The following is a 25,413-nucleotide window of genomic DNA, read 5'->3' on the forward strand; positions in this document are numbered from 1 at the left end:
CCGCGCGACCAGCCACGACGAACCCGTGGCCGACGACGCGCGGTTCCCCGCACCCCCTGAGTCGCCCCTACTTGCCGGTGAACTTCTCGTACTCCGTGAGCACGTCCTCCGTGGGCCCGTCCATGCGCAGCTCCCCGCGTTCGAGCCACAGCACCCGGTCGCACGTGTCCCGGATCGACTTGTTGTTGTGGCTCACCAGGAACACGGTGCCCGCGCTCTTGCGCAACTCCCGGATCCGCTCCTCGGAGCGCTTCTGGAAGGACCGGTCGCCGGTGGCGAGGGCCTCGTCGATCAGCAGCACGTCGTGGTCCTTGGCCGCCGCGATGGAGAACCGCAGCCGGGCGCCCATGCCGGAGGAGTACGTCCGCATGGGGAGCGTGATGAAGTCGCCCTTCTCGTTGATGCCGGAGAAGTCGACGATCTCCTGGTAGCGCTCCTTGACCTGCTCGCGGGACATGCCCATGGCGAGCCCGCCGAGGTAGACGTTCCGCTCGCCGGTGAGGTCGCCCATCAGGGCCGCGTTCACACCGAGCAGCGAGGGCTGGCCGTCGGTGTAGATCTTGCCGTTCTCCACGGGGAGGAGACCGGCGACGGCCTTGAGCAGGGTGGACTTGCCCGAGCCGTTGGTGCCGATCAGGCCGATGGCCTCGCCGCGGTAGGCGGTGAAGGACACGTCCTTGACGGCGTGCACCTTGCGGACGCCCGCGGCCTTCTCGGACTGCTTGCGGCGCAGCATGCGGTTGAGGGCGGCGGTGGCGCTGCCCCGCCCCGCGCCGGTGCCGTTGACCCGGTAGACGATGTCCACCCGGTCGGCGACGACGGTGGGGATGAGCGCGTCGGCGCGGCCGGCCGCGTCCTGGGCGCGGGCGTCCTGCGGGAGGGTGTCAGCCACGTCCGTACGTCTCCTCGGCCTTCCAGAAGTAGATGAAGCCGCCGACCCCGGCGAACACCGCCCAGCCGACCGCGACCGCCCACACGTGCGGCGGCAACTGGTGGGCGTGGAAGCTGTCGATCAGCGCGAAGCGCATCAGGTCGATGTAGACGGCGGCGGGGTTGCTCTCCAGCGCGACCATCGCCCAGTGCGGCAGATCGTCCTTGCTGAGCACCTTGTCGATGCTCCACATGACACCGGAGACGTACATCCAGGTGCGCAGCACGAACGGCATGAGCTGCGCGATGTCCGGCGTCTTGGCGCCCATCCGCGCCATGACCATCGCCACACCCGCGTTGAAGGTGAACTGCAGCACCAGGACGGGGACGGCGAGCAGCCACGACGCGCTCACCGGAATGCCGAAGCAGAGCAGGATGACGACCAGCGCGGCCATCGAGAACAGCAGCTGCTGGAGCTGCTGGAGGGCGAAGGAGACCGGCAGCGCCGCCCGCGGGAAGTGCAGGGCGCGCACCAGGCCGAGGTTCCCGGAGATCGCCCGGGTGCCCGCCATGATCGAGCTCTGTGTGAAGGTCCAGATGAAGACGCCGGTGACCAGGAACGGGATGTAGTCCGGCACACCGTGCTTGGTGCCGAGCAGGACACCGAAGATGAAGTAGTAGACCGCCGCGTTGAGCAGCGGGGTCATCACCTGCCACACCTGACCGAGCTTCGCCTGGCTGTACTGGGCGGTGAGCTTGGCGGTGGCGAAGGCGGTGATGAAGTGGCGCCGTGCCCACAGCTCGCGGACGTACGCGGGCAGGGTCGGGCGGGCTCCGCTGACGCTGAGGCCGTACCGGGCGGCGAGCGCCGCGGGATCGTCGGTGGGGGGAACCGACGTCGGCGGTGTGTGGAGGACCTGGCTCACATCCGCTGCTTTCGCTCGGGGGGTGGGATGCGCGGGCCGTCTTTAACGTTTCTTACTGCGGCTTTGCCAGCTTCTTACGTCGGGACGGGACCGTATCGTCGCAACGCGAGACTAGGGCTTCTTGACGTCGGAACGCAACCGTTTCGTCGTAACGCCCTATGCTGGAGGGTATGACGACGAACGCCGACACCACGAGTGCCGCCGCGAGTGCGGAGAGTGCTGCGGAGGGGGCTGCGGAGGGGGCTGCCGGGAAGGCTCCACGTCGTAGGGCCCCCGCGGGGGCGGCCGTGCTGCGGGAGGACGTGACCGAGGCGATCCGGGTCGCCGTCTTCGAGGAACTCGCGGCGGTCGGCTACGCGCGGATGTCCATCGAGGGCATCGCGCGCCGCGCGGGCGTCGGCAAGACGGCGGTGTACCGGCGATGGCGTTCGAAACTGCACCTGGTGCTCGACCTGGTCTCCGCCATAGCGATCCAGGGACTGCCCGCCCCCGACACGGGTTCCCTGGAGGGTGACCTGCGGCTGCTGTACGAGGTCACGTCCCGTGCGCTGCGGCACCCGGTGGCCGGCCAGGTCATCCCCGACCTCCAGGCGGAGGCGGCCCGCAACCCCGATATCGCGGACGCCATGCAGAAGGCGCTGCGGGAAGGCCAGCAGGGGGTGGCGAGCGGGATCGTGGCGGCGGCGGCCGCGCGGGGCGAGGTGCGCGAGGGGATCGACCAGGAACTCGCGCTCGACATCATGTCGGGGCCGCTGTACTGGCGGGCGGTGGTGGTCCGCGGGCCCAAGCTGCCGAAGGGGTACCTGGCGAGCCTGGCCCGGGCTACGGCGGCGGCGCTCAGGGCGTTGTGAGCGCGTTCGGCCAGGTTGTGAGCGCGTGCGGCCAAGGGGCCGGGGTCGGGCACCTGTCACAGAAGGCCGGGCTCGGGCGGCGTGCCGCCCCTGCGGCTTGCGGCCCTTCAGGAGGCTGACGCCCGCCCCGAGGGAGACGACACCCGTGCCGACCGCGGTCGCGACCCGTTTTCCGAGGCCAACGGGGTGTTTCCCGTTGAGATCAACTCTGCCGCCGGGCCACCGCCGCCACGCGGGAGCGCCCTCCCGAACCCCTGGCGCAGTGGGCTACACCTCACCCGTTCACCCGTTCGCCCATGGGAGCGGCGGTTCGCCTAACCTGTGGCCATGCGAGAGACGGTGCGGCAGGCGGCGCGGGCCACGGCCGGTCTCGTCATGTCCGCCGTGCTGGCCTTCGGCACGATCATCTTCATCACCGTGCTGCTGATCACGGCCACGCTGACGGTCGCGGTCGTCGGCGCCGGGCTGCTGCCCGAGACGGTGCTGCTGATCCGGCGGATCGCCGGGGCCAAGCGGAACCTGGTGGCCGCGTGGACGGGCAAGGAGATCCCCGAGGCGTACCAGCCCATCGAGGGCCCGCTGCGCGAGCGGCTGCGCACGGCGGTGCGCGGCCCCGGCACGTTCGGCGACCTGCGCTGGATGCTCGCCCACTACGTCTACGGCTTCCTGGGCCTGCTCGCCGCGCCGCTGTGGCTGCTGGGCCTGCCCGTCGACGGCGTACGACAGGGTCTGCTCGGCCGTTCCCCGCTCGTCCTGCCGCTGATCAGCCGTCTCGCGGACCTCGACGCCGCCTGGTCCACCGCCCTGCTCAAGCCCTCCCCGGAGGCGTTGCTCGCCGTCCGGGTCGAGCAGCTGACCGAGACCCGGGCCGGCGCGATCGCCGCGCACGGCGCCGAACTGCGCCGCATCGAGCGCGATCTGCACGACGGTACGCAGGCCCGGCTGGTCTCCCTGTCGATGCGGATCGGCATCGCGAAACGGGCCTACGACCGTGACCCGGAGACCGCGCTGAAACTGCTGGAGGACGCCCAGAGCCAGGCCGAGGAAGCGCTGACCGAGCTGCGGCACGTCGTCCGCGGCATCCATCCGCCGATCCTCACCGACCGGGGACTGGCGGGCGCCGTACGGGCGCTCGCCGCGAGCAGCGGACTCGACGTCACCGTCGTCGTGGACGGTCTGGAAGACGGGGCGCAGAGCGGGTCCCGGGCGCCGGCGGCGGTCGAGGCGGCGGCGTACTTCGTGGTCGCCGAGTCGCTGACGAACGCGGCCAAGCACAGTGGATCCGAGCGCGCCGAGGTCCGGCTCGTCCGCAACCGGGGCGGGCTGAGCGTCCGGGTCGCCGACGAGGGACAGGGCGGGGCTGGGGGTACCTCCCAGGCTTTCGGCTCCGGGGGAGAGGCCGGCGGCTCCGGGCTGCCAGGTATGCAGCGACGGGTGGCCGCGCTGGACGGCACCCTGCTGATGACCAGCCCCGTCGGGGGGCCGACCGTGATCGAGGTGGAGCTGCCGTGCGTGTGGTGACCGGAACCGTGGAGACGAGGCCGCCTTGCGTGTGGTGATCGCCGAGGACAACGCCCTGCTGCGGGAGGGGATGGTGCTGCTGCTGACCTCCGCCGGGCACGAGGTCGTGGCCGTCGCGGGCAGCGGCCCCGAAGTGCTGCCCGCGCTCCTCCAGCACCGGCCGGACATCGCCGTGCTCGACGTCCGGATGCCGCCGGGCTTCCGCGACGAGGGGCTGCGCGCGGCGCTGGAGGCCCGCAGGGAGATCCCCGGCCTGCCGGTACTGGTCCTGTCCCAGTACGTCGAGGAGTCGTACGCCGCCGAGCTGCTCGGCGGCGGCGCGAGCGGGGTCGGCTATCTGCTCAAGGACCGGGTCGGCCGGGTCGACGAGTTCCTCGACGCGCTTGACCGGGTCGCGACGGGCGGTACGGCCCTTGACCCCGAGGTCGTCACCGAACTCCTCACCCGCCGCCGCGACGACCCGCTCGACACGCTCACGCCCCGCGAGCGCGAGGTGCTCAAACTGATGGCCGAGGGCCGCGACAACACCACCATCGCCAAGACCCTCGTCGTCACGGAACGCTCCGTCAGCAAGCACATCGGCAACGTCTTCCTGAAGCTGGGGCTGCCGCCGAGCGACAGCGGCCACCGCAGGGTGCTCGCGGTACTGGCGTACCTCAACAAGGATTCTTAGCCGACAGGGATTCTTAGCCGACAGGGATTCCTGGCCGACAGGGATTCCTGGCCGACAAGGATCCATGGCCGACAAGGATCCATGGCAGGACGGGTGTTCGTCAGGTCCCGGCGGTCGGCGCTTCGGCCGTCAACCGCCGGGCCAGCCGGACGAGTTCGCCCGCCCGCAGCACCCGCTCGCCGAATCCGGGCAGCGGCACGTGCAGTGGCTCCACCCACCGCTCCGGAATCCCGTCCAGCCCGTACACGGCTCCGGCCAGCCCACCCGTCACGGCGGCGACGGTGTCCGTGTCACCGCCGAGATCGACGGCGGCCCGCACGGCGTCCTCGTACGAGCCGGTGGTCCGCAGCGCCCACACGGCGGACCCGAGGCACGGCCACACCGCGCCATTGAACTCGGTCGCCCGGTCCGGATGCCATCCGTCGGCGAGAACGACGGCGTACCGGGCGCGATGATCCGGATGCACGGCCTCCAGGGCCTCCGGTACGGCGGCGACCGGATCCTCGCCGTCGAGCGCGACCCGGACCAACTCGTGGAACACCGCGGTGCCTTCCCAGGCGGCGCGGTCCCCGTGGGTGAGCGCGGCGATGCGGCGGCCGGCCTCCATGGTCGCCTCCCGCCCCCGCGGCGCGAAGAACACGGCGGAGGTGGCGGCCCGCATCAACGCCCCGTTCCCGGCGGCCCGTTGACTGACCTGGAAGTGCAGCGCGGCGGCGAGATCCCAGGGGTCACCGCTGCCGAGCACGGCCTCGGTCTGCAGCCCGATGTCCTTGGGCTCGGCGGCGGCCCAGCGCTGGAACCGCCGAAAGACGTCGGGGAGTTCAAGACCCCGGTGGTCCAGCAGCGACTCCCCGACCAGCACCGCCATCTGCGTGTCGTCGGTCGCCTCTCCCGGTTCCCAGCCGGCTCCGCCGCACATCTCCCCACCGTGCCCGGCTGCCGGGAAGCGTGCCGAGAACGCGCCCTCGGGGCCGAACTCGAAGGGCGCGCCGAGTGCGTCGCCCACGGCCGAGCCGAGGACGGTGCCGATGGTTCGGAGTTCACGGGTGCGGGGCATCGGGTCAGCGTCGCGCCGGGGTGTCCGGGGCGCAGCCGCGGAGGGTGTGGGCGATGACGTCGTTCAGGGCCGCGTCCAGGGCGTCGGTGGGCAGGGTGCCGCTGATGGCGAGGCCCGCGAAGCCGTGGAGGGTGCTGAAGAGCGGGATGGCGATGGTTTCCATCCGGCCCTCCCGGACCTCGCCCCTGCGCTGGCCCTCCTTGATCACGTTCATGCCCAGCGCACCCATGCCATGGGCGGCCTTGATCAGGGCCTCGGACGCCTCCGGGTCGTGCTTGATGGAGAACATCAGGTCGAGCAGCTCCGCGTTGGCGGTGGCGAAGCCCACGTAGGCGCGGGCCAGAGCGTCCAGCCGGCCGGCGAAGGACTCGCCCGCCGCTTCCTGCGACGCCGCCAGGGTCGCGCCGAAGCGTTCGAAACCGGACTGGGCCAGCGCGTCCAGCAGGGCCTGCTTGTCCTTGAAGTGGCGGCTCGGCGCGGCGTGGCTGACGCCCAGGTCGCGGGCCAGTTCGCGCAGGGACAGCGCGGCGGGGCCCTTCTCCTTGAGCGTTTCCTCGGCGCGGGTCAGCAGTGCGGCGCGCAGGTCTCCGTGGTGGTAGCGGCGGGTGCGGGTCTGCATGGCCGACAGTCTATCCGGTATGTGACCGGCGACTACATTGTAGGCGCTGTCATCTTTGTTGTCGTCGTCACCATTGTTGTCGTTGACAGCATTGTTGTCGACGCCTACATTCGACGGCATGGCTACCAAGGACTCGGCTATCCAGCAGAACAAGTGGAACATCGGCGACATGGGTGACCAGAGCGGCCGTACCGCCGTCGTCACCGGCGCCAACAGCGGCCTCGGCATCGCCACCGTCGACGCGCTCGCCCGGGCCGGTGCCCATGTCGTCCTCGCCGTACGGGACCCGGAGCGCGGCGAGGCGGCCGCCCTCACCGTCAACGGCAGTGTCGAGGTACGGCGGCTGGATCTGGCGGACCTCGCCTCGGTGCGCGCGTTCGCCGCGGCATGGCGGGGCGACCTCGATCTGCTGATCAACAACGCGGGCGTCATGCACCTCCCCGAGGCCGCCACCAAGGACGGCTTCGAGATGCAGTTCGGGACGAACCACCTGGGGCACTTCGCCCTGACCAACCTGCTGCTGCCGCACATCACCGACCGGGTGGTCACCGTGTCCTCGGGGGCGCACAAGATGCCCAGCAGCAACCGCATCCACTTCGAGAACCTGATGCTCACGGGTGAGTACTCGCCCATGACCGCCTACAGCCAGTCCAAGCTCGCCAATCTGCTGTTCACGCTGGAGCTGCAGAGCCGGCTGGCCGCCGCGGGATCGTCCGTACGCGCCCTCGCCGCGCACCCCGGCTGGGCCGCCACCCACCTCCAGAGCCATGACGCCAATGTGCTGCGGCGCGCCCTGATGGCGGCGGGCAACCGGTTCATCGCCCAGGACAACAAGGGCGGTGCCCTGCCCACGCTGTACGCCGCCACGGAGGATCTGCCCGGCGCCAGCTATGTCGGACCGGACGGGTTCGGCGAGATGCGCGGCGCGCCGACGCTGGTCGGGCGCTCGGCCGCGGCGAGCGACCCCGTGTCCGCGGTCCGCCTGTGGACGGCCTCCGAGGAACTGACCGGGGTCACCTTCCCGGAGCTGAACACCGACCTGAACACCGAGCCGACCGCCGACCTGAACACCGGACCGACCGCCGGGCCGAACACCGGACCGACCGCCGGACCGGGCGTCGAGCGGGGCCGGGCTTCGAAGGCCGTCTCCGTCTAGGGCCTGTCCGCCGGACAGCCCCTAGGCGCCCCTAGGCGCGCGCCGCCCCGGGGTGCAGCCGCACCCACCCCGCCCACGCGGACGTGACCATGTCCTGGACGTCGTACTTCGCCTTCCAGCCCAGTTCCACCGCGATGCGGTCGGCCGAGGCGACGACCCGGGCCGGGTCTCCGGGCCGGCGCGCGGTGGTCACCGGAGGGCGGTCGTAGCCGGTGATCGCGTTGATCCGGTCGATCATCTCGCGGACCGAAACGCCTTCCCCGCGGCCGATGTTGAGGGTCAGGTCCCGGCCGGGCGAGGCTTCGAGGGCGCGGGCCGCGGCCACATGTGCCTCCGCCAGATCCACCACGTGGATGTAGTCCCGTACGCACGTTCCGTCGGGCGTCGGGTAGTCGTCCCCGAAGATCCGCGGCGGCGCGTTCTCGGTGAGTTTCTCGAAGACCATGGGGACGAGGTTGAAGACACCGACATCGGCGAGTTCGGGGCCGGCCGCCCCCGCCACGTTGAAGTAGCGCAGGGAGGCGGTGGACAGGCCCGTGGCGCGCCCGGTCGCACGGACCAGCCACTCGCCCGCCAGTTTCGTCTCGCCGTACGGGCTCATCGGCACGCACGGCGTCTCCTCCGTCACCAGGTTCACGTCCGGCATGCCGTACACCGCGGCCGAGGACGAGAACACGAAGGAGGCGACGGAGGCCGCCGTCACCGACTCCAGCAGGACCCGCAGGCCCTCGACGTTCTCGTGGTAGTAGCGCAGGGGCAGGTCCACGGACTCGCCGACCTGCTTCTTCGCCGCCAGATGGACCACGCCGGTGATCGCGTGCTCCTTGATCGTGCGGGCCAGCAGCCCGGCGTCCAGGGTCGAGCCGACCACCAGCGGCACATCGGAGGGGACCCGCTCGGCGATGCCCGTGGACAGATCGTCGTAGACGACGGCCTGTTCGCCCGCATCCCGCATCGCGCGCACGACATGCGCCCCGATGTAGCCCGCGCCGCCGGTGATCAGCCAGGTCATGGACAGCCATCCCCTCGTCGGTGAGTTGTTCGCAGTCAGTGAAGCAGGCGATCGAGCCGACGGCGTACCACTTCGGTCAGTCCTCGCCGTCCGGGCGCGAGTCGCAGGGCGAGCGCCCCCGCGTGGGTGCGGTACGGCTGCACCAGCAGGACGCCGTGCCGGAGGTCCGGGACCGTGCGGCGGCGCAGCAGGCCCGTCCCGCCGACCGCGTGCGCGGTGACGTCCCGGCTGCCGCCGTCGCGGTAGTGCACCCGCAGCCGCAGGTCCCAGGTGCCCCGGCCCAGCGCCGACAGATGCACCGGGAGCTCGCCCGACCAGGTGGGCCGGTCCGGGTCCCGTGCCAGGTCGACCGACTCGCTCAGCCCGATCCGCCTCTCGTCCCGGTGCACGAACTCCACGTCCACCGAGGCCGGGCCGGCCTCCGCGATCCGCCCGTACAGGTCGTACAGGCGCAGCCGCAGCCGTGCCGTACCGGCGCGGGGGCGCAGTTCCGCGTCGACGGCGGCGGGCAGTCCGTGCACGGGGCGCCGCAGGAAGTGGTCCAGGGTGAGGTGGGGGAGGTCGTCCGACCAGATGGGTGTGCCGTCGGCGGCGCGGGCGTACGGCGGGCGCAGCCGGGCGGGGCGGGCGGCGAGTTCCTTGAGGCGGGGCAGGTCGCGGGGCTCTTCGGAGGCGAGCACGACACGGGCGATCAGCCGGCCGGGGGCGGTCGGGTTGACGGTGAAGTCGGTCGCGTCGAAGGTCGCCAGGTAGGCCCGCGTGAGGTCCCACCACGCCCGCCGGTACTCGGCGCCCCGCAGCTCCAACTCCCGTGTGTACATGCGGAGTTCGTGGTCGAGGAACTTGGCGTTGGCGGCCCGCGCGAGCCGCTTCTCGCCGGCGCCGAGGAGGATCTCGTACGCCGTCCGGTGCGCCTCGGTGCGGGCCCGCCAGTTCTCGATGTCCGCGCGGTCCAGGGAGATCGACAAGTGGTCCGCACCGCGCCGTACGTGCCACACGTACACCGTGTCGGGGACCAGCGCGATGCGCGGCCCGGCGGCCAGTACGCGCGCGGTGAAGACGAAGTCCTCGTAGGGGTGGCGGCCCTCGGGGAAGCGGATCCCGTGCTCACGAAGGAAGTCGGCGCGGTACAGCTTGTTGACGCAGAGCGTGTCGTGGACCAGGCGCGGGCGCCGGGACGGGTGGGGGATCAGCGCGGGCTTCGCGTACAGCTCGCGCTCCCAGGGGACCTCCCGCCCCGAGGGCAGCTCGCGGCGTACGCACAGACCCGCCGCGACCTCGGTGCGCCGCTCCAGAGCCGCCCCGAGCAGCGCGTCCACGGCGCCCGGCGGCAGCATGTCGTCGCTGTCCAGGAACATCAGGTACGGGGCGGTCGCCGCGTCGATGCCGTCGTTGCGGGGGCTGCCGCAGCCGCCGCTGTTGTCCGGGCGGCGTACGACCTTCACACGCGGTTCGTCGGCGGCCAGGCGGTCGAGCAGGTCCGCGCTGCCGTCGGTCGAGCGGTCGTCGACGGCGAGCACCTCCCGGACGGCCGGGCCCTGAGCGAGCGCCGAGCGCACCGCGTCCGTCACATGGTCGGCGTCGTTGTACCCGATGACGACGACAGAGACCTGCGAGTGGTGAGGGTTCATGGGATCCACGGGCCGGAATCGTAGGTGTTGACAGTAATTTTCCGTTAAGAGGTGCTTAGTGTCCCGTCCGGAAGACGGCAGGAATCCGGTGTGGGTTCCTGGACGGCACGTCGGTTTTCGGTCGATCCGCCACCAATGCGGGCAGTCCGGAGCGCCACAGCCGGGTGAACGACAGCACCGCGGCCGTCGCCAGCAGGCCGTTGCGGACGAGCATCAGCAGGCAGCCCGCCCAGGTGCTGTGGACGACTTCCCCGTACAGGGCGGGGTACGCGACGGAGCTGACCGCGGTCGCCGCCACGATCAGCGCGGCCACCGGGCGCTGGATGGTGTGCCGCGAGGTCAGGCACACGGCGGCCAGGCCGAGCAGCCACACCATGTACTGGGGGCTGATCACCCGGCTGGTCACCGTGAACAGCAGCACGGCGCAGAGCGCGGCGTCGTACGGGGTCGCCGCCGTCCAGTGCCGTGCGCGCACCCGCCACAGCAGCAGGAGCCCGAAGGAGACGGCGGTCAGGGCGAGCGAGACGGTGGCCACCGTGTGGACGTACGGGCCCACGAACTCCATCGCGCCGTACTGGTAGCGCACTCTGCCCGGCCAGCCCGCCTGGCGCGCGAAGCCGAGCACCGTGCCGCCGAGCGACTCGATCTGCACACCCCGGCCGCCCTGCTGGCGCAGGAAGTCGAAGGAGTCGCGGAAGACCGTCGCGAGGACGGCGAGCAGGGTGACCGCCGTGAGCCCCGCCGCCGCCCAGGCCTCCCGGGTCGTACGGCCCCGGGGTGTGCCGATGAGGGCCAGTGCGGGCCAGACCTTCACCAGGGCGCCGAGCGCGGCGAACGTGCCGCACGCGCGCGGGGAGCGCGACAGCGTCAACAGCGAGATGACGGCGAACGCCGTGACCTGCACGTCGTACCGGGCGAGTGGAATGTGCAGCAGCAGCGGCAGGCCCAGCGTCCACAGCGCCGCGCCGCGCAGGCTGCGGCCGGGCCGGCTGCCCGCGTGCGCGAGGGCCAGCGCGATCACGGCGTCCGCGGCGAGTGTGAGGGCCACGAAGGCGCGCAGGTACGTCAGGCCCGGCAGCAGCCCGGGCGAGAGCAGCACCGGGCCGGCTCCCGGCGGGTACTGCCACAGCCGGTCGCCCGCCGGATAGGCGCCGTGGGACAGGACGCCGTACCAGTGGAAGTACAGGCGGGTCACCTCGCGCGAGACCCCGCCGCCGCCCAGCGCGGAGAGGTCGTCGTGCGCGAGCAGCCACAGCATCAGGGCGCGGGTGGCCACCCAGGCGGCGGCGAGGGAGAGCGGGCGGTGCCGGCTTCGGGGGCTCAGGTCTCGGGGGCTCGGGTTTCGAGGGCTCGGGTCTCGGGGGCTCGGGTTTCGAGGGCTCGGGTCTCGGGGGCTCGGGTTTCGGGGGCTCGGATAAGCGCTCATCAAGCCCGGATCGTAGGCCGCGCGGATACCTCAGGGGAGCCGATACGCCATCAAAGTCACTTTAAGGTTGGGTAATAGTAGTAAATCGGACGCAAGGTAAGGGTGTTGATGAAACGGTTCGACGCCGGCCGTCCGGCGGCCACGGCGACTGCGGAGGCCTCGGCCGAACCGGTGGGGGAGCCGGTGGCGAGACCCGCGGCAGAGACCGTGGCGGAGGCCGCCGCCGTACTGCTTCCCGTGCTCGTCATGCTCTCGCTCGGCCTCTGGGGCCTCGACCGCGGGGGCATGTGGCGCGACGAGGCGGCCACGTTCCAGGTCGCCCGGCGTTCGGTCCCGCAGATCTGGCATCTGCTGCACCACGTCGACGCCGTGCACGGCCTGTACTACCTCCTCATGCACGCCGTCCTCGCCCCCGCCCCCGGCGAGGTCGCCCTCCGCCTCCCCTCGGTCCTCGGCGCCGCCGCGACCGCGGGCCTGGTCGCCGCCCTCGGTGTCCGCCTGTGCCGCCCGCGGGTCGGTCTGTGGGCGGGCCTGCTGTACGCGGTCACGCCCCTGGCCGGGCACTTCGCCCAGGAGGGCCGGTCGTACGCGCTGGTCGCGGCCGGGGCGGCGGGTGCGACGCTGCTTCTGGTGCGGACCGCGCGGGGGGACGGGAGCTGGTGGGGATACGGCGTGACCGTGGCCGTCACCTGTCTGCTGCACGAGCTGGCCGTACTCCTGCTGCTCGCGCACGCGCTGACCCTGGCGTCGGCGCGGATGCCGCGCCGGGTCTGGCGGGGCTGGGGGCGTGCGGCGGGGGCCGCGGTGCTCCTGCTGTCGCCCCTGGTGCTCGTCTCGCGCGGGCAGTCGGCGCAGGTGGCGTGGCTGTCGGCACCGAACCGGGAGAGCGTGGACCACCTGCTGCGGGCGTTCACCGGGCAGGCCCAACTGGTGTTCGTGCCCTATCTGTTCCTCATCGCGGTGGGGGTACGGCCCCTCCTGCGCCGCGGCGAGGTGACCCTCGCGGCGGTGGCCCTGCCCCTGACGCTGGTCCCGCCCGCGGTGCTGATGACGGTCTCCCGCTTCTGGCCGCTGTACGACGAGCGGTACGTCCTGTACGCGCTGGCGGGAGCGCCGTTGCTGGCGGCGGCGGGGGCGGACCGGCTGACACGGGCGGTGTCGAGGCTCCCGGGTCCCGTGGCTCCGCGTCTCGTCACCCTCGCCGGTGTCCTCGCCGTCGCGCTCACCCTGACCGTCCAGTTCCCGTTGCTCCGCCAGGACCGCACCCTCGGCCGCCGTCCCGACGACCTCGCCGCCGTCTCCGCCGCCGCCGGGCGCGAACTGCGACCGGGCGACCCGGTGTTGTTCCTGCCCTCGCTCTCGCGGCGGTCGGCGCTGGCGTATCCGCGGGGCTTTCGCGGGGTACGGGACATCGCGCTGAACTCGTCCGCGAAGGCGTCCGGGACGCTGTACGGGAGGGAGGCGGGCCCGCGTGAACTGCGCCGCCGGCTCGACCGCATCGACCGCGTCTGGCTGATCGCCGAGCCGTTCGCACTCCGCCCGCACTGGCATCCCGAAACCGGGGTGGCGACCGAGCAGACCAAACTCACCACGATCGGCGAGCGGTTCACCCTGCGCGAGCGCATCGTCCACAAGGGCGTGACCCTGAGCCTGTACGTCCGGCGAGCCCCGTACGAGGACGTGAAACCAGGCACCCGTACGAGGGTCCCTTCCGCTCCGGCTTCTACCCCGGCCTCCACCCCGGCTTCTACTCCAGCGCGGCCGCGTCCAACGCCGCCGTCAGCCGGTCGAGTCGCGCCCGCAGCTCACGGATCTCCTCAAGGTTCGCGCCTGTCGCCGCCGCGATCCGGCGCGGCACCCGCAGCGCGCGCTCGCGCAGGGCGACGCCCTCGTCCGTGAGATGGACGTGCACGGAGCGCTCGTCGAGGACGCTGCGCTCCCGCCGCACCAGACCGGCCACCTCCAGCCGCTTGAGCAGCGGGGAGAGCGTCCCGGAGTCGAGCCGCAGATGCTCGCCGACCTTCTTCACGGGCAGCTCGCCGTGCTCCCACAGCACCAGCATCACCAGGTACTGGGGGTAGGTGAGCCCGAGGTCCTTGAGGATCACTCGGTAGACGCTCCCGAAGGCGCGCGACGTGGCGTTCAGGGAGAAGCAGATCTGCTGGTCGAGACGGAGGTAGTCCTCGTCGGGCGGGGCCTGGGGGCTCGGGATCGGCATGGCGGTCATGGACCCAGGATAGCTCTTGTCCGTCATTAAGTTGTGCGCAATTGAATTGCGTGCTCTAATTGAGGCCGTGAGGCGGTCGGACCGGCCGCCCCGGTTAAGACTTTGACTTGAGAGGGATGGTCCCCATGGACGCGCTCTACACCGCCGTCGCCACCGCCACCCACGGCCGCGAGGGCCGCGCCGTCAGCTCCGACGGCAAGCTGGACCTGCAGCTGGCGATCCCGGTGGAGATGGGCGGCAACGGGCAGGGCACCAACCCCGAGCAGCTGTTCGCCGCCGGCTATGCCGCCTGTTTCGCCAGCGCCCTCGGCGTGGTCGGCCGCGCGGCGAAGGTCGACGTCAGCCAGGCCGCGGTGACCGGCGAGGTCGGCATCGGCAAGCAGGGTGAGGGCTTCGCCCTGGCCGTCACGCTCCGCATCGAGCTGCCCGACTCCGTCGACGAGACCACCGGCCGCAAGCTGGTCGAGCAGGCCCACCAGGTCTGCCCCTACTCCAACGCCACCCGCGGCAACATCCCGGTCGAGCTCGTCATCGAGTAGTCCGGTAGTCCGGATCGTTGTAACCGCACACGCCGCAGCCCCGTGCCCCGTCAGGGACGCGGGGCCGCGGCGTGTGCGACGACACCGCACTGGCCGCCGCCGCGGACCTGGCGCTCGCCACCCCCCATCGCGCCGCGGCCCGCCGACCCCGCCGGGCAGGTCCGTCGGTCCGCAGGTCCGCCGGTCCGTTCATCGAGCGACCCCGGCGTCCACCCCGGTCTCCGTCCGAACGGGCCCCGGCACCGAATCCAGGCCCCCCGCCCACGGCCGTACGACCGATTCCAGCAGCAGCGGAAGTCCCAGCACCGGCAGCACCCACACCAGCACGATCAGCCGGTCCCCGTAGATGTTGATGTCGGGATGCCCGGCCTGGTTGAGGACGCCGGTGAGCGCGGCCGCGACCAGGAACACCCCGAAGGCCGGGCGCTGTCGCAGCGCGCCCCAGGCCGCCGCCACCAGCGCGGCGAGGAGGAACGGCTGCCAGAGTGCGCGGCGCAGCCACTCCACCCAGAAGTTGACCTCCAGGTCCAGGAACTCCGGCCACGGGTGGGCGCGGTCGCGCCGGGAGAAGTGGGCCGTGAGCAGGTCCTGGAGGGATTCCGACTCGGACGGGTAGCCCAGCACCCGTGCCGAGAGCAGGGTCACGGCGACCCCGCAGGCCGCCACCACTCCCACCTCCCGCAAGGGGCGCGCGAGCCTCCGCAGCGGTTGCCGGAGCCCCCCGCGCCGTACGCCGAGCACCGCGCACGCGCCCGCCAGGCACACGCCGAGGAACAGCGCCTGCGCGTGCTTGACGGCGAACAGCGCCGCCAGGGCCCCGCCGACCAGCCAGGTCCCGGCCCGCGCACGGCCCTCCAGCGCCAGCGCGCAGCCCCACAGCGCGGCCAGCGTCAGGGCCAGCAGCAGGCCCTCGGTCATAGGGCGCATCGCGGTCGTACCGCACGGCAGGACGTAGAAGAGGGCCTGCCCGGTCAGCGCCGCGACGGTGGGGGCGCGCAGGGTGCGCAGCACCAGGAAGGCGAGCACACCCCCGGCGACCGTGACGAGGACGCTCGACGCCCACAGCCCCCACTGCACGCCGAGGACGGTGACGAAGGGGACCAGGAACACCGGATACCCGGGCCGCGCCTCGAAGATCCGCATGAAGCGGGGCGGCATGAACGGCACGGTGTGGCCGGACGTCTGCCCGGCCCGCAGCCGCTTCGACACCCACCTCCACTGCTCGCGCCGGCACTCCTCGACGACCCGCCGGGCGGGGCTCGGATCGCGGAAGTGCACCACGTTGACGCTCTGGTTGCGGTGCGCGACGGTCGCCTTTCCGGCACAGGCGTAGTCGATGGTGGCCGCGGCCGCCTCGTGCTTGCTCGCGCCGCGCAGGCTCAGCGCGTACGACAGGTAGTTCTTGGTGTCGGGGGTGTCCCGGCCGGTGACGTTCGCGAGCTGGAGCACGGCGAAGACCACGCCCAGGAGCACCACCCAGGTACGGGGCCGCACGACGGGGGGCCTCACGAGGACGCGAGGGAGTCGTGCCTCGTCTGTGCCGGCAGCGGCACGACGGGCACCGGCTCCTCCATGGGCTCGCCGAGCATCAGCGTCCGTACCACCCGCTCGGCCGCCCGCCCGTCCTCGAACGCGCAGAACCGCGCCCGGAACCCGGCCCGCAGCCGCGCCGACTCCGTGTCCCGCCAGGACCCGGACGCGAACAGCCGGGCCAGCTCCCGGTAGGAGCCCGCCACATGCCCCGGCGCGTCGGCCGTGATGTCGAAGTACGCGCCCCGGCTCGCCGCGTACGCGCCCCAGTCGTCCGCGTGGATCACGATCGGCCGGTCCAGGTTGGCGTAGTCGAACATGAGGGCCGAGTAGTCCGTGACCAGCACGTCGGAGGCGAGCATCAGATCCTCGACGTGCGGCTCGTCGGTCGCGTCGACCACGACCCCCCGCCGGTGCAGCTCGGACAGGCCCATTCCGCGCGCCGGGCCGTCCGCGAGCGAGGGGTGCAGCCGTACGAGGAGCGTGTGGCCCGCGCCGAGGTCGTCGGCGAACCGGGCCAGGTCGATGCGGTCGACGAGCCCGCCGCGGACGTAGTCGCGGCGGGTCGGCGCGTACAGCACCACCCGGTGGCCGGCGGGGATGCCGAGGCGGGCGCGGACCGCCGGGCCGTCCTCGGGGCGCGCCCGTACGAGGACGTCGTTGCGGGGGCTGCCGGTGCGCAGCGAGGTGAAGTGACAGGGGTAGGCGCGGTCCCAGACCAGCTCGGAGTGGCGGTTGGCGACCAGGCTGTAGTCCCAGCGGTCGGCGCGGCGCAGCATCTGCGGCACGTCGAAGCCGTGCCGGGCGCCGGGCTTGTCGAGCAGGTCGGCGGCCATGTACTTCAGCGGGGTGCCCTGGTGGGTGTGGAGGTGGACGCTGCCGTCGCGCTTGACCAGGGTGCCGGGCCAGTTGACGTTGTTGACGAAGTACGTGGCACGGGCGGTGACCCGGCGGTAGGCGAGCGAGTCGGGTGTGACGTGCTCGATGCCGGGCGGCAGCAGCGGCACCTGGTCCTCGCGCACCACCCACACCCCCCGGATGTGCGGGGCGAGTTCACGGGCGGCGCGGTGGACGGCGCCCGGGTCGCCGAGCACCCCGCGGTGCGAGAACGCCGAGTACACCGCCAGGTTCGGGTCCAGCGGACGGTGTTCGTGCACCGCCGACCAGCCGCGCTTGACCCGGGTGACCGCCGCCCTGCGCGCCTGCAGCCCGCGCCGCCCGAGTTCCGCGCCGACCCGGCCGGCCCCGCTCCGGGCACGGTAGCGCGCGTAACCGCCCTGCAGGACGCGCAGTTCGCGCGGCACCGGACCGGTGCCCGCGTAGGTGCGGAAGAGCGCGGCCGTACGCCGGAAGAACTCGGCCTTGTCGGACTCGGGCAGCCGGTCCGGCTTGGCGAGGATGTCGAGACAGTGCTCACCCATCTTGCGGTGCAGATACGGGCGCCAACTCGACAGCCGGGGACGGGAGTCGACGAAGGCGAAGACCCGCTCGTACTGGTCGTGGATGTCGAAGTGCTTGCGGCTGGTGGTGGACAGGATGTTGCCCTGCCGCCGCTGCCGGTAGTTCAGACAGATCCGGTCGAGCGTGGCGATCCGCTCCGCGCTGAGCAGGACCGGGAAGGTCCAGGGCGTGTCCTCGTAGTAGCCGGGCGGGAAGGTGAAGCTCTCGCGCCCGACGAACTCCCGGCGGTAGACCTTGTTCCACACCACCATCAGCAGGTCGAGGATCTCCGGGTGCCCGGCGGCGGTGAAGGTGCCGTCGCCGCCCTCCGCCAGCACCTGCGCGAGGGCGTTGCGACGGGTCCCGCCCCACCAGTAGGTGCGCGCGTAGTCGAACACGAGAACATCCGGGTCGGCGGTCTCGTCCAGACGGTCGGCGATGGCGCGCAGGGCGCCGGGGGTGAGCGTGTCGTCGCTGTCGAGGAAGAAGAGGAAGTCCCCGCCCGCGTACGGCATTCCGGCGTTGCGGGCCCGGCCGAGCCCCACGTTCTGCGGCAGGTGCAGCACCCGCACCCGCGGGTCGCGGGCCGCGTACTCGTCGAGGATCGCGCCGCAGCCGTCCGGCGAGCAGTCGTCGACCGCGATGACCTCCAGGTCGGTGTACGACTGCTCCAGGACCGAGTCGAGGCACTCGCGCAGAAAGCCCTGCACCTTGAAGACGGGGACGATGATGCTGAAGCGGGGCACGTCAGCTCCTTACGAGGGTGGACGCGGCGGGGGCCGGAAGGCGCTCGGCGAGGGGGATCACCGGCGGGATCGCCTCGGGCGGTTCGCCCAGCAGCACTCTGCGGACGACCCGCTCGGCGGCCCGCCCGTCGTCGAACTGGCAGAACCGCTCGCGGAACGCGGCCCGCAGGGCCTTCGCCGCGGAGTCCTCGTGGGAACCCTCGCGGAAGACTCGTGCCAGTTCCTGCGGAGTACGGGCCACCGGGCCCGGCGGCGCCTCCAGCAGGTCGAAGTAGACGCCACGCGTCTCCTGGTAGACCTCCCAGTCGTCCGCGTACACGACGATCGGGCGGTCGAGGTTGGCGTAGTCGAACATGATCGACGAGTAGTCCGTGATCAGCGCGTCGGCGGCCAGGCAGACGTCCTCCGAGGACCGGTGCCGGGTCACGTCGATGATCCGGCCACTGCTTTTGCGGCCGCCCTCGTCGTAGAAGTAGTGGGCGCGCAGCAGGACGACGAACTCGTCGCCGATCTCCTCGCAGAAGGCCTCCAGATCGAGCCGGGACTCGAAACCGGTGCTGTAGTCGCGGTGCGTGGGCGCGTAGAGAAGGGCGGTCCTGCCCTCCGGGACACCCAGCCGTGCGCGGAGTCGGGCCACGTCCTCGGCGGTCGCCGTGTAGTAGACGTCGTTGCGCGGATAGCCGTACTCCAGGGCCTCGTAGGTGCCCGGGAAGGCCCGCTCCCACATTTCGGTGGAGTGCCGGTTGGAGGAGAGGTTGTAGTCCCAGCGGTCCACCCGGGTCAGCAGCTTGGCGAAGCTGCCGGTCGCGGCGGCCACCACCGGGTACGTCGACTGGTCGACGCCCATCTTCTTCAGCGGGGTGCCGTGCTGGGTCTGGAGGTGCACGCTGCCGGGGCGCTTGACGACCCCGTCCGCGAAATTGGCGTTGTTGACCAGGTACTTGGCGCGGGCCAGTACCTCCCAGGCACGCGGGCTGCCGATCACCGCGTGGTCCAGGCCGTGCGGGACCTCGGACACCGCGTCCGCCTCGACCAGGAACACCGAGCGCAGATGCGGGGCGAGTTCACGGGCCTTGGCGTGGATCGCGGCCGGGCTGCAGGCATAGCCGCGGCCCCAGTACGCGCAGTACACGGCGAGGTTCTCGTCGAGCGGGCGGCGCAGCTGGGCCGCGTACAGCGCGCGGGCGCGCAGCTGCCGGGGGCGCGGCAGCCTCCCCCCACATCCCCCACATCCCCCACATCCCCCACATCCCCCACATCCCCCACATCCCCCACCTTCCCCACATCCCCCACATCCCCCACATCCCCCACCTTCCCCAACTCTTCAGGCTCGTCCGACCGGCGGGGACCCCCATCCCCGTCCGCATCCTCGCCAGCCGCTGGTTGACGCCGCGCAGTGCCCGGAACGCGCTGTACGCCCCGGCCGCCAGCAGCCGGTGCTGCACCCCGACGCGGCCCGGCGGCGGCCGGAACCCGGCGGGCCGGTGGCGCCGGTAGAGCCGGCCCGCGCGCCGGAAGAAGGCCCGGCGCCGGTGCAGGGGAAGCCGTTTCGGGTGCGACGCCGACTTCAGCACCGCCGCGAAGAGGTCACCGAACAGCGGCCGCGTCCGCTCGGCGGACAGCTCCTGTTCGGCCGCCCTGGTCAGCACCAGGTCCACCTGGTCGAGGAGCTGGAACTGGTGCTCGCCGGGCTCGTTGAGCCGACTGCCCTGCCTGCGCAGCAGATGCCGTACGACGGTCCGGCGCAGCACCGACAGCCGGCCGGCGGCGACGGTCACCAGGCCGCCCCAGCCGAGATCGGTGAAGTGCCCCTCGGGGAAGACGAGACGGTGCGCGCGCAGGAAGTCCCGGCGGTAGGCCGCGCTCCACGCCGGGAGGCCCGCCCCGGTGAGCCGCGGCGCCCGGTCCGGGGTGAACACCCCTTCGGGTGTCCTCGGGAGCGGGGGCGTGCTGGTCTCGGCGTCCCACCAGTGGACGCGTTCGTGCCCGAAATAGAGGACGTCCACCTCCTCGGGCCCCTCCCGGAGTCTGCCGTCCAGGGCCGCCAGCGCGCCCGGCACCAGGACGTCGTCGCCGTCGAGGAAGAGCAGATGGGTCCCCGTGGCCGCCACGATCCCGGTGTTCCGTGCCCCGCTCAGCCCGTCCGAGGGCGGCGAATGCAGCGGGACGACCCGGGAGTCCCGCGCGGCGTACCCGGCGGCGACCTCGCCCGCCGGGGAGCCCGGCGCGTCACAGACCGTGATCAGCTCGAAGTCGCCGAAGGACTGGTCGAGGACCGATTCCAGGGCGAGGGACAGCCGCCCGGCGACTCCATGAGTGGGGACGATGATGCTGAAGCGGGGCATTCTGCTCTTTCTCTCACGTAATGCTGAGGTCTCAAGGGACTCTGAGGCGGGGTGTCATCGCCCCGGCCGCCCGGCGGGACGCCAGGTGGCGGGCCGGGTCGGGGTGGGCCGGGAGGGGCTGGAGGGCATGCCTGCTCCGGTTCAGAGGGTCTCGGTGACAGGGACGGCACCGGGCGCGGGCACCGTGGCGAGGGGCATGTCGATGGAGGTCGTCCCGGTCGGAGCGGAGCCGAGAACCTGGGGCAGGGCGGCGGCGGCCGACGGGACCGGGTGGCGCTGCGCGAGCGGCACCACCCGCGGCAGGCCGCCGCTCTCGCCCAGCACGACATGGCGTACGACCCGCTCGGCGGCGCGCCCGTCCTCGTGCGGGCAGAACCGCTCACGGAACGCGGCCCGCAGCTGCGCCGAGCGGGAACCGCGCCAGTGGCCGGTCGCGAAGATGTCGATCAGCTCGTCCTCGCTGCGCGCGACCGCGCCCGGCGGGAAGGCACGCAGGTCGAAGTAGGTGCCGCGGGAGGCTTCGTACGCCTCCCAGTCGTCCGTGTGGATCACGATCGGCCGGTCGAGGACCGCGTAGTCGAACATCAGGGAGGAGTAGTCGGTGATCAGCGCGTCCGAGGCGAGGCAGAGGTTCTCGACGCTCGGGTGGTCGGAGACGTCGATGAGCCGGGCCCCGGACAGGGTGCTCAGCGGGCCCCGGTACGCGTGGTGGGCGCGGGTCAGCACCACGAACCGCGGGCCCAGCCTGCGCAGGACGCGCTCCAGGTCGAGGGTGAGGCGCTGGGTGCGGCGGTAGTCGCGGTACGTCGGCGCGTACAGCACGGCGACCGAGCCCTCGGGGATGCCCAGGGACTCCCGCAGCCGGGTGACGTCCGCCGAGGTGGCCCGCTGGAACACGTCGTTGCGGGGCAGGCCGTACTCCAGCGTCGTGTACGGGGCGGGGAAGACGCGCTCCCAGACCAGGGTGGAGTGGCGGTTGCCGGACAGGCAGTAGTCCCACTTGTCGGCGCTGCGCAGCAGCTCGGCGAAGTCGGTGTCGCGGGCCGCCGCCGGGCGGTCCTGGAGGTCGAGGCCCATGTGCTTGAGCGGGGTGCCGTGCTGGGTCTGGATCATGATCTGACCGGGGCGCTTGACCAGCCGGCGGTCGAAGTTGACGTTGTTGACCAGGTACTTGGAGCGGGCCAGCGCCGTCCAGTACGCCGTCGTACCGGGCCGCAGACGCCGCGTCGAGGCCGGGATGGTGTGGTGGTGCTCGGGGTGCGCGATCCACGCCGTACGGATGTGCGGGGCGAGATTGCGGAACGCGGACTCCAGGGCGCCCGGGTTGCAGCCGTGGCCGCGCCCCCAGTAGCTGGAGAAGACGGCGCGGTCGGCGCGCAGGGGCAGTCGCAGCTGGACGCGGTAGTGGAACTGCAGGGCGGCGCCGCGGGCCTTGCGGAACAGGTCCTTGACGGCGCGCAGGGTCTTCTTGCGGACGCGTGAGGCCAGGGACAGCAGCCGGTACGTGCGGTGGTTGCCGAGCCGCACCAGGGCGTGCCGGACCCGGGTGCGGGGGTGGACGGGGGCGCCCGGCGTGCGGTAACGGCGGTAGTGGGTGCGGGCCTTGCGCAGGAACTCGGCGCGGGTGCCGCGCGGCAGCCGGCCCCGCTTGGTGAACACCGTCGAGAGGTGGTCGACCATGCGGCGGAACAGGACCGGGCGCCAGTGCGCCAGCTCCGGGTGCGCGTCGAGATGCGCGAAGACACGGTCGTACTGCTCGAAGATGTCGAAGTGTCCCCGGCTGCTGGTGCCGAGGATGTTGCCCTGGCGGCGCTGCCGGTAGTGCACGCAGACCCGGTCGAGGGTGGCGATCGTCTCGGCGGAGACCAGCGCCGGGTAGGTCCAGGGGGTGTCCTCGTAGTAGCCGGGCGGGAAGGTGAGGCCCTCGCGCTCGACGAACTCCCTGCGGTAGGCCTTGTTCCACACCACCATCAGGACCCTGAGCAGCCCCGGCCGGTCGTCGAGCCGGAAGGGCGCCGGGCCCCGCTCGCTGAGCTGCTCAGCGAACTGGTTGCGGACGGTGTCGCCGTTCCAGTGGGTGCGCGCGTAGTCGTAGACCAGGACGTCCGGTTCGGAGGTCTCCTTCAGCCGGTCGGCGATCGCGCGCAGGGCGTCCGGGGTCAGGGTGTCGTCGCTGTCCAGGAAGATCAGGTAGTCGCCGGTGGCGTGTTCGAGACCGGCGTTGCGGGCGCGGCCCAGGCCCACGTTCTGCGGCAGATGGACCGGGCGTACACGGACGTCGCGGGCGGCGAACTCGTCGATGATCGCGCCGCAGGCATCCGGTGAATGGTCGTCGACGGCGATCAGTTCGAGGTCGGAGCAGGACTGTTCGAGGACGGATTCAAGGCACTCGTGCAGGTACGCCTGAACCTTGTGCACGGGGACGATGACACTGAACCTGGGCAAGGGACATCCATGGGTCGGCGCGGGCATACTGCCCGGCAACGGCCGAAGGGGTGACTTGGTTACGCCAGATGTGGCATACGGGGGATGTTCCGGTGAACGCCGAGGGGCGGACCGGTGTCCGGCCCGCCCCTCGCATGTGCCCTTGAACGCCGGTTACTTCACCGCGCCCGCCATCACACCGGACACGAACTGCCGCTGGAACGCGAAGAACACCGCCAGCGGGATGACCATCGAGATGAAGGCGCCGGGCGCCAGGACGTCGATGTTGTTGCCGAACTGGCGTACCTGTGTCTGCAGTGCGACGGTGATCGGCTGGCTGCCCGAGTCGGAGAACACCAGGGCGACCAGCATGTCGTTCCACACCCACAGGAACTGGAAGATGCCGAGCGAGGCGATCGCGGGCCCGCCGAGCGGCATCACGACCCGTACGAACAGCCGCAGTTCGCCCGCGCCGTCGAGCCGGGCCGCCTCCAGCAGTTCCTTCGGGATCTCCGCGAAGAAGTTCCGCAGCAGGAACACGGCGAAGGGCAGGCCGAAGCCGACGTGGAAGAGGATCACGCCGAAGATCGTGCCGAAGATGCCGATCTTGCCGAAGAGTTCGGCGATCGGGATCAGCGCCACCTGCACGGGGACGACCAGCAGGCCGACCACGCCCAGGAACCACCAGTCGCGGCCCGGGAACTCCATCCAGGCGAAGGCGTAGCCCGCGAGCGAGCCGATGACGACGACGAGGACGGTCGCCGGGACGGTGATCAGCACCGTGTTCCCCAGCGAACTGGTGATGTCGCCGTTCTCCAGGAGCTTCTGGTAGCTGTCCACGGTGAGCTGGGAGGGCTCGCTGAAGACCTTCCACCAGCCGGAGGCGCTCATGTCCTCCGGCTTGCGCAGCGAGGACAGCAGCAGTCCGATCGTCGGCACCAGCCAGAACAGGCCGACGAGCAGCAGGAAGACGCGGACGAGTCCGCCGCTGACGCCGCTCGCCAGACGCGAGCCGAGCGACTGCTTGCGGACCGCGCCGGACGCGGTCTTCGTGACAGTGCCGACGTGGGTGGTCATCGCCGTACCTCCCGTCGCAGACGACGAATGTTGAACCACATCACCGGGATCACGAGCAGCAGCAGGAACACGGCGATCGCACTCGCGACACCCGGCTTGTCCTCGGAGAAGCCCTTCCGGTACAGCTCCAGGGCCAGCACGTTCGCGTCGTCCTGCGACGAGCCCGGCGCGATGATGAAGACCAGGTCGAACACCTTCAGGACGTTGATCATCAGGGTGACGGTGACGACCGCGAGCACGGGCGCGAGCAGCGGCACGGTGATCCTTCTGAAGACCTGCCACTCGTTCGCGCCGTCGACCCGGGCCGCCTCCAGGAGCTCGCGCGGCACCCCCGCGAGCCCCGCCGCGATCAGCACCATCGCGAAACCCGCCCACATCCAGATGTACGAGCCGATGATGGCCGGTGTGACCAGCGACGGGCCGAGCCAGTCCAGGCCGTTGTACGGCTCCTTGAAGTTGCCCGCCGGGAGCCGCAGCCGAGCCCCGTCCGCCTTGTCGGAGAGCGTGAACGTGCCGTCGTCGCGCACCTTCGTCGAGGCCACGACCTTGCCGTCCTTGACGGCCTCGACCTTCATGCCCGCGTAGCCGAGCTCGTCCGGGTCGACCTGCCCGAGCTTTCCGACGCCCTTGCCACGGGTGAAGTCCTGCCAGGCGGTACCGGTGACCTTGCCGGGCTCGGGCGGGGCCTGTACGGCCTTCTTCGCGCTGCCGGGCATCTTGTCGGGTGCGACCCCGACGAGGGGGAGGGCGACGGACTGCCCCGCGTGGACGGTCTGTCGGGTGATGAACCCGCCCCGGTCGGGCTGGAGGGGCGACTGCCGCCCCGGGTGGGCCTTGGGGAACGCCGACGACTCGGCGAAGGTGTCGTGCACCCCCACCCACACGGCGTTCGCGACGCCCTTCTCCGGGTCCTGGTCGTACACCAGCCGGAAGATGATCCCCGCGGCGAGCATCGAGATCGCCATCGGCATGAAGACGACCAGCTTGAACGCCGTTCCCCAGCGCACCCGTTCGGTGAGCACGGCGAAGACGAGACCGAGCGCGGTCGCGATCGTGGGCGCGAACACCACCCAGATGACGTTGTTCTTCAGCGCGGTGCGGATGCCGTCGTCGGTGAACAGGGCCTTGTAGTTGTCGACCCCGGCGAAACCGTCGCCGGACTGGTTGAGGAAGCTGCGGATCAGCGAGTACCCGATCGGGTAGACCACGAGCGCGCCGAGCAGCACGAGACAGGGCAGCAGGAAGAGCACCGCCACGGTCCTGCGGGTGCCGGTCACGCTCTTGCGCTTACGGGCCGGAGGAACCGGTGCGGATCCTCCGGCCGTCGCCGACGTCATCGCCGG

At 71.7% G+C, this 25,413-nt stretch carries 18 protein-coding genes and 1 pseudogene; 5 read left to right on the forward strand and 14 right to left on the reverse strand.

All coding sequences use genetic code 11. The features are described 5' to 3' along the window. Positions 1-67: 67 nt before the first annotated feature. Positions 68-892, reverse strand: coding sequence for an ABC transporter ATP-binding protein (locus RV986_RS32065; RefSeq protein ID WP_475920719.1), 825 nt, complete (start codon positions 890-892; stop codon positions 68-70). Continuing rightward, positions 885-1,796, reverse strand: coding sequence for an ABC transporter permease (locus RV986_RS32070; protein WP_475920720.1), 912 nt, complete (start codon positions 1,794-1,796; stop codon positions 885-887). The genes RV986_RS32065 and RV986_RS32070 overlap by 8 nt, the downstream gene beginning before the upstream one ends. A gap of 170 nt (positions 1,797-1,966) precedes the next feature. Between RV986_RS32070 and RV986_RS32075 the strand changes: the two genes are divergently transcribed. The 3 genes from RV986_RS32075 (at position 1,967) to RV986_RS32085 (ending at position 4,841) form a co-directional block, all read left to right on the forward strand. Then, complete coding sequence (locus RV986_RS32075; protein WP_475920721.1) at positions 1,967-2,647, forward strand: TetR/AcrR family transcriptional regulator; 681 nt, start codon at positions 1,967-1,969, stop codon at positions 2,645-2,647. 327 nt (positions 2,648-2,974) lie between these two features. Further along, positions 2,975-4,168: a sensor histidine kinase gene (locus RV986_RS32080; protein ID WP_475920722.1), complete on the forward strand. Its 1,194-nt coding sequence runs from the start codon at positions 2,975-2,977 to the stop codon at positions 4,166-4,168. Between the two features lie 25 nt (positions 4,169-4,193). After that, positions 4,194-4,841 (forward strand): response regulator transcription factor, encoded by a 648-nt coding sequence (locus tag RV986_RS32085; protein ID WP_475920723.1) that lies wholly within the window; start codon positions 4,194-4,196, stop codon positions 4,839-4,841. A 100-nt stretch (positions 4,842-4,941) separates the two neighbouring features. On the opposite strand, the gene RV986_RS32090 is transcribed toward RV986_RS32085, so the two are convergent. After that, on the reverse strand, positions 4,942-5,898 hold the full coding sequence (locus tag RV986_RS32090) for an ADP-ribosylglycohydrolase family protein (protein ID WP_475920724.1): 957 nt from the start codon (positions 5,896-5,898) through the stop codon (positions 4,942-4,944). Positions 5,899-5,902: 4 nt separating this feature from the next. Further along, positions 5,903-6,517 carry a TetR/AcrR family transcriptional regulator gene (locus RV986_RS32095; RefSeq protein ID WP_475920725.1) on the reverse strand — a complete coding sequence of 205 codons (615 nt, stop codon included), beginning with the start codon at positions 6,515-6,517 and terminating at the stop codon, positions 5,903-5,905. A gap of 118 nt (positions 6,518-6,635) precedes the next feature. On the opposite strand from RV986_RS32095, the gene RV986_RS32100 reads away from it, so the two are divergent. Then, entirely contained in the window at positions 6,636-7,673 is a 1,038-nt protein-coding gene (locus tag RV986_RS32100) for an oxidoreductase (protein ID WP_475920726.1), read from the forward strand. A 31-nt stretch (positions 7,674-7,704) separates the two neighbouring features. On the opposite strand, the gene galE is transcribed toward RV986_RS32100, so the two are convergent. From galE to RV986_RS32120, 4 genes are all read right to left on the reverse strand, one after another. Next, positions 7,705-8,685 (reverse strand): UDP-glucose 4-epimerase GalE, encoded by a 981-nt coding sequence (galE, locus tag RV986_RS32105; RefSeq protein WP_475920727.1) that lies wholly within the window; start codon positions 8,683-8,685, stop codon positions 7,705-7,707. Between the two features lie 35 nt (positions 8,686-8,720). Continuing rightward, positions 8,721-10,316, reverse strand: coding sequence for a glycosyltransferase family 2 protein (locus tag RV986_RS32110; protein ID WP_475924510.1), 1,596 nt, complete (start codon positions 10,314-10,316; stop codon positions 8,721-8,723). A gap of 55 nt (positions 10,317-10,371) precedes the next feature. After that, positions 10,372-11,574 (reverse strand): glycosyltransferase 87 family protein, encoded by a 1,203-nt coding sequence (locus RV986_RS32115; protein ID WP_475924511.1) that lies wholly within the window; start codon positions 11,572-11,574, stop codon positions 10,372-10,374. Positions 11,575-13,489: 1,915 nt separating this feature from the next. Then, positions 13,490-13,969, reverse strand: a complete 480-nt coding sequence (locus tag RV986_RS32120) for a MarR family winged helix-turn-helix transcriptional regulator (protein WP_475920728.1) — start codon at positions 13,967-13,969, stop codon at positions 13,490-13,492. Between the two features lie 125 nt (positions 13,970-14,094). Here RV986_RS32120 and RV986_RS32125 point away from each other — a divergent pair, with 125 nt between their 5' ends. Next, the gene (locus RV986_RS32125) at positions 14,095-14,508 is read left to right on the forward strand and encodes an organic hydroperoxide resistance protein (protein ID WP_475920729.1); all 414 of its coding nucleotides are present in this window, start codon (positions 14,095-14,097) and stop codon (positions 14,506-14,508) included. A 189-nt stretch (positions 14,509-14,697) separates the two neighbouring features. Here the strand turns inward: RV986_RS32125 and RV986_RS32130 are convergent, their stop codons facing one another. From RV986_RS32130 to RV986_RS32155, 6 genes and pseudogenes are all read right to left on the reverse strand, one after another. Then, positions 14,698-16,002 carry a hypothetical protein gene (locus RV986_RS32130; RefSeq protein ID WP_475920730.1) on the reverse strand — a complete coding sequence of 435 codons (1,305 nt, stop codon included), beginning with the start codon at positions 16,000-16,002 and terminating at the stop codon, positions 14,698-14,700. Positions 16,003-16,013: 11 nt separating this feature from the next. After that, a complete protein-coding gene (locus tag RV986_RS32135) occupies positions 16,014-18,224 on the reverse strand; it encodes a bifunctional glycosyltransferase/CDP-glycerol:glycerophosphate glycerophosphotransferase (protein ID WP_475920731.1) in 2,211 nt (736 codons plus the stop codon). 1 nt (position 18,225) lies between these two features. After that, a pseudogene (locus tag RV986_RS32140) lies at positions 18,226-20,569 on the reverse strand (bifunctional glycosyltransferase/CDP-glycerol:glycerophosphate glycerophosphotransferase). A gap of 141 nt (positions 20,570-20,710) precedes the next feature. Next, positions 20,711-23,014, reverse strand: coding sequence for a bifunctional glycosyltransferase/CDP-glycerol:glycerophosphate glycerophosphotransferase (locus RV986_RS32145; RefSeq protein ID WP_475920732.1), 2,304 nt, complete (start codon positions 23,012-23,014; stop codon positions 20,711-20,713). Positions 23,015-23,167: 153 nt separating this feature from the next. Further along, positions 23,168-24,070 (reverse strand): carbohydrate ABC transporter permease, encoded by a 903-nt coding sequence (locus RV986_RS32150; RefSeq protein WP_475920733.1) that lies wholly within the window; start codon positions 24,068-24,070, stop codon positions 23,168-23,170. Beyond that, positions 24,067-25,407 (reverse strand): carbohydrate ABC transporter permease, encoded by a 1,341-nt coding sequence (locus RV986_RS32155; RefSeq protein WP_475920734.1) that lies wholly within the window; start codon positions 25,405-25,407, stop codon positions 24,067-24,069. Before RV986_RS32155 ends, RV986_RS32150 begins: the two co-directional genes overlap by 4 nt. Positions 25,408-25,413 lie beyond the last annotated feature (6 nt).

The sequence above is a fragment of the Streptomyces sp. RLA012 genome (genome assembly GCF_056270325.1).

What these genes read in the sequence shown, in the direction of transcription:
- RV986_RS32075 (WP_475920721.1), top strand. Translation starts at nt 1,967, where the DNA reads ATGACGACGAACGCCGACACCACGAGTGCCGCCGCGAGTGCGGAGAGT.
- RV986_RS32080 (WP_475920722.1), top strand. Translation starts at nt 2,975, where the DNA reads ATGCGAGAGACGGTGCGGCAGGCGGCGCGGGCCACGGCCGGTCTCGTC.
- RV986_RS32090 (WP_475920724.1), bottom strand. Translation starts at nt 5,898, where the DNA reads ATGCCCCGCACCCGTGAACTCCGAACCATCGGCACCGTCCTCGGCTCG.
- RV986_RS32095 (WP_475920725.1), bottom strand. Translation starts at nt 6,517, where the DNA reads ATGCAGACCCGCACCCGCCGCTACCACCACGGAGACCTGCGCGCCGCA.
- RV986_RS32100 (WP_475920726.1), top strand. Translation starts at nt 6,636, where the DNA reads ATGGCTACCAAGGACTCGGCTATCCAGCAGAACAAGTGGAACATCGGC.
- galE (WP_475920727.1), bottom strand. Translation starts at nt 8,685, where the DNA reads ATGACCTGGCTGATCACCGGCGGCGCGGGCTACATCGGGGCGCATGTC.
- RV986_RS32110 (WP_475924510.1), bottom strand. Translation starts at nt 10,316, where the DNA reads ATGAACCCTCACCACTCGCAGGTCTCTGTCGTCGTCATCGGGTACAAC.
- RV986_RS32115 (WP_475924511.1), bottom strand. Translation starts at nt 11,574, where the DNA reads ATGCTGTGGCTGCTCGCGCACGACGACCTCTCCGCGCTGGGCGGCGGC.
- RV986_RS32120 (WP_475920728.1), bottom strand. Translation starts at nt 13,969, where the DNA reads ATGACCGCCATGCCGATCCCGAGCCCCCAGGCCCCGCCCGACGAGGAC.
- RV986_RS32125 (WP_475920729.1), top strand. Translation starts at nt 14,095, where the DNA reads ATGGACGCGCTCTACACCGCCGTCGCCACCGCCACCCACGGCCGCGAG.
- RV986_RS32150 (WP_475920733.1), bottom strand. Translation starts at nt 24,070, where the DNA reads ATGACCACCCACGTCGGCACTGTCACGAAGACCGCGTCCGGCGCGGTC.
- RV986_RS32155 (WP_475920734.1), bottom strand. Translation starts at nt 25,407, where the DNA reads ATGACGTCGGCGACGGCCGGAGGATCCGCACCGGTTCCTCCGGCCCGT.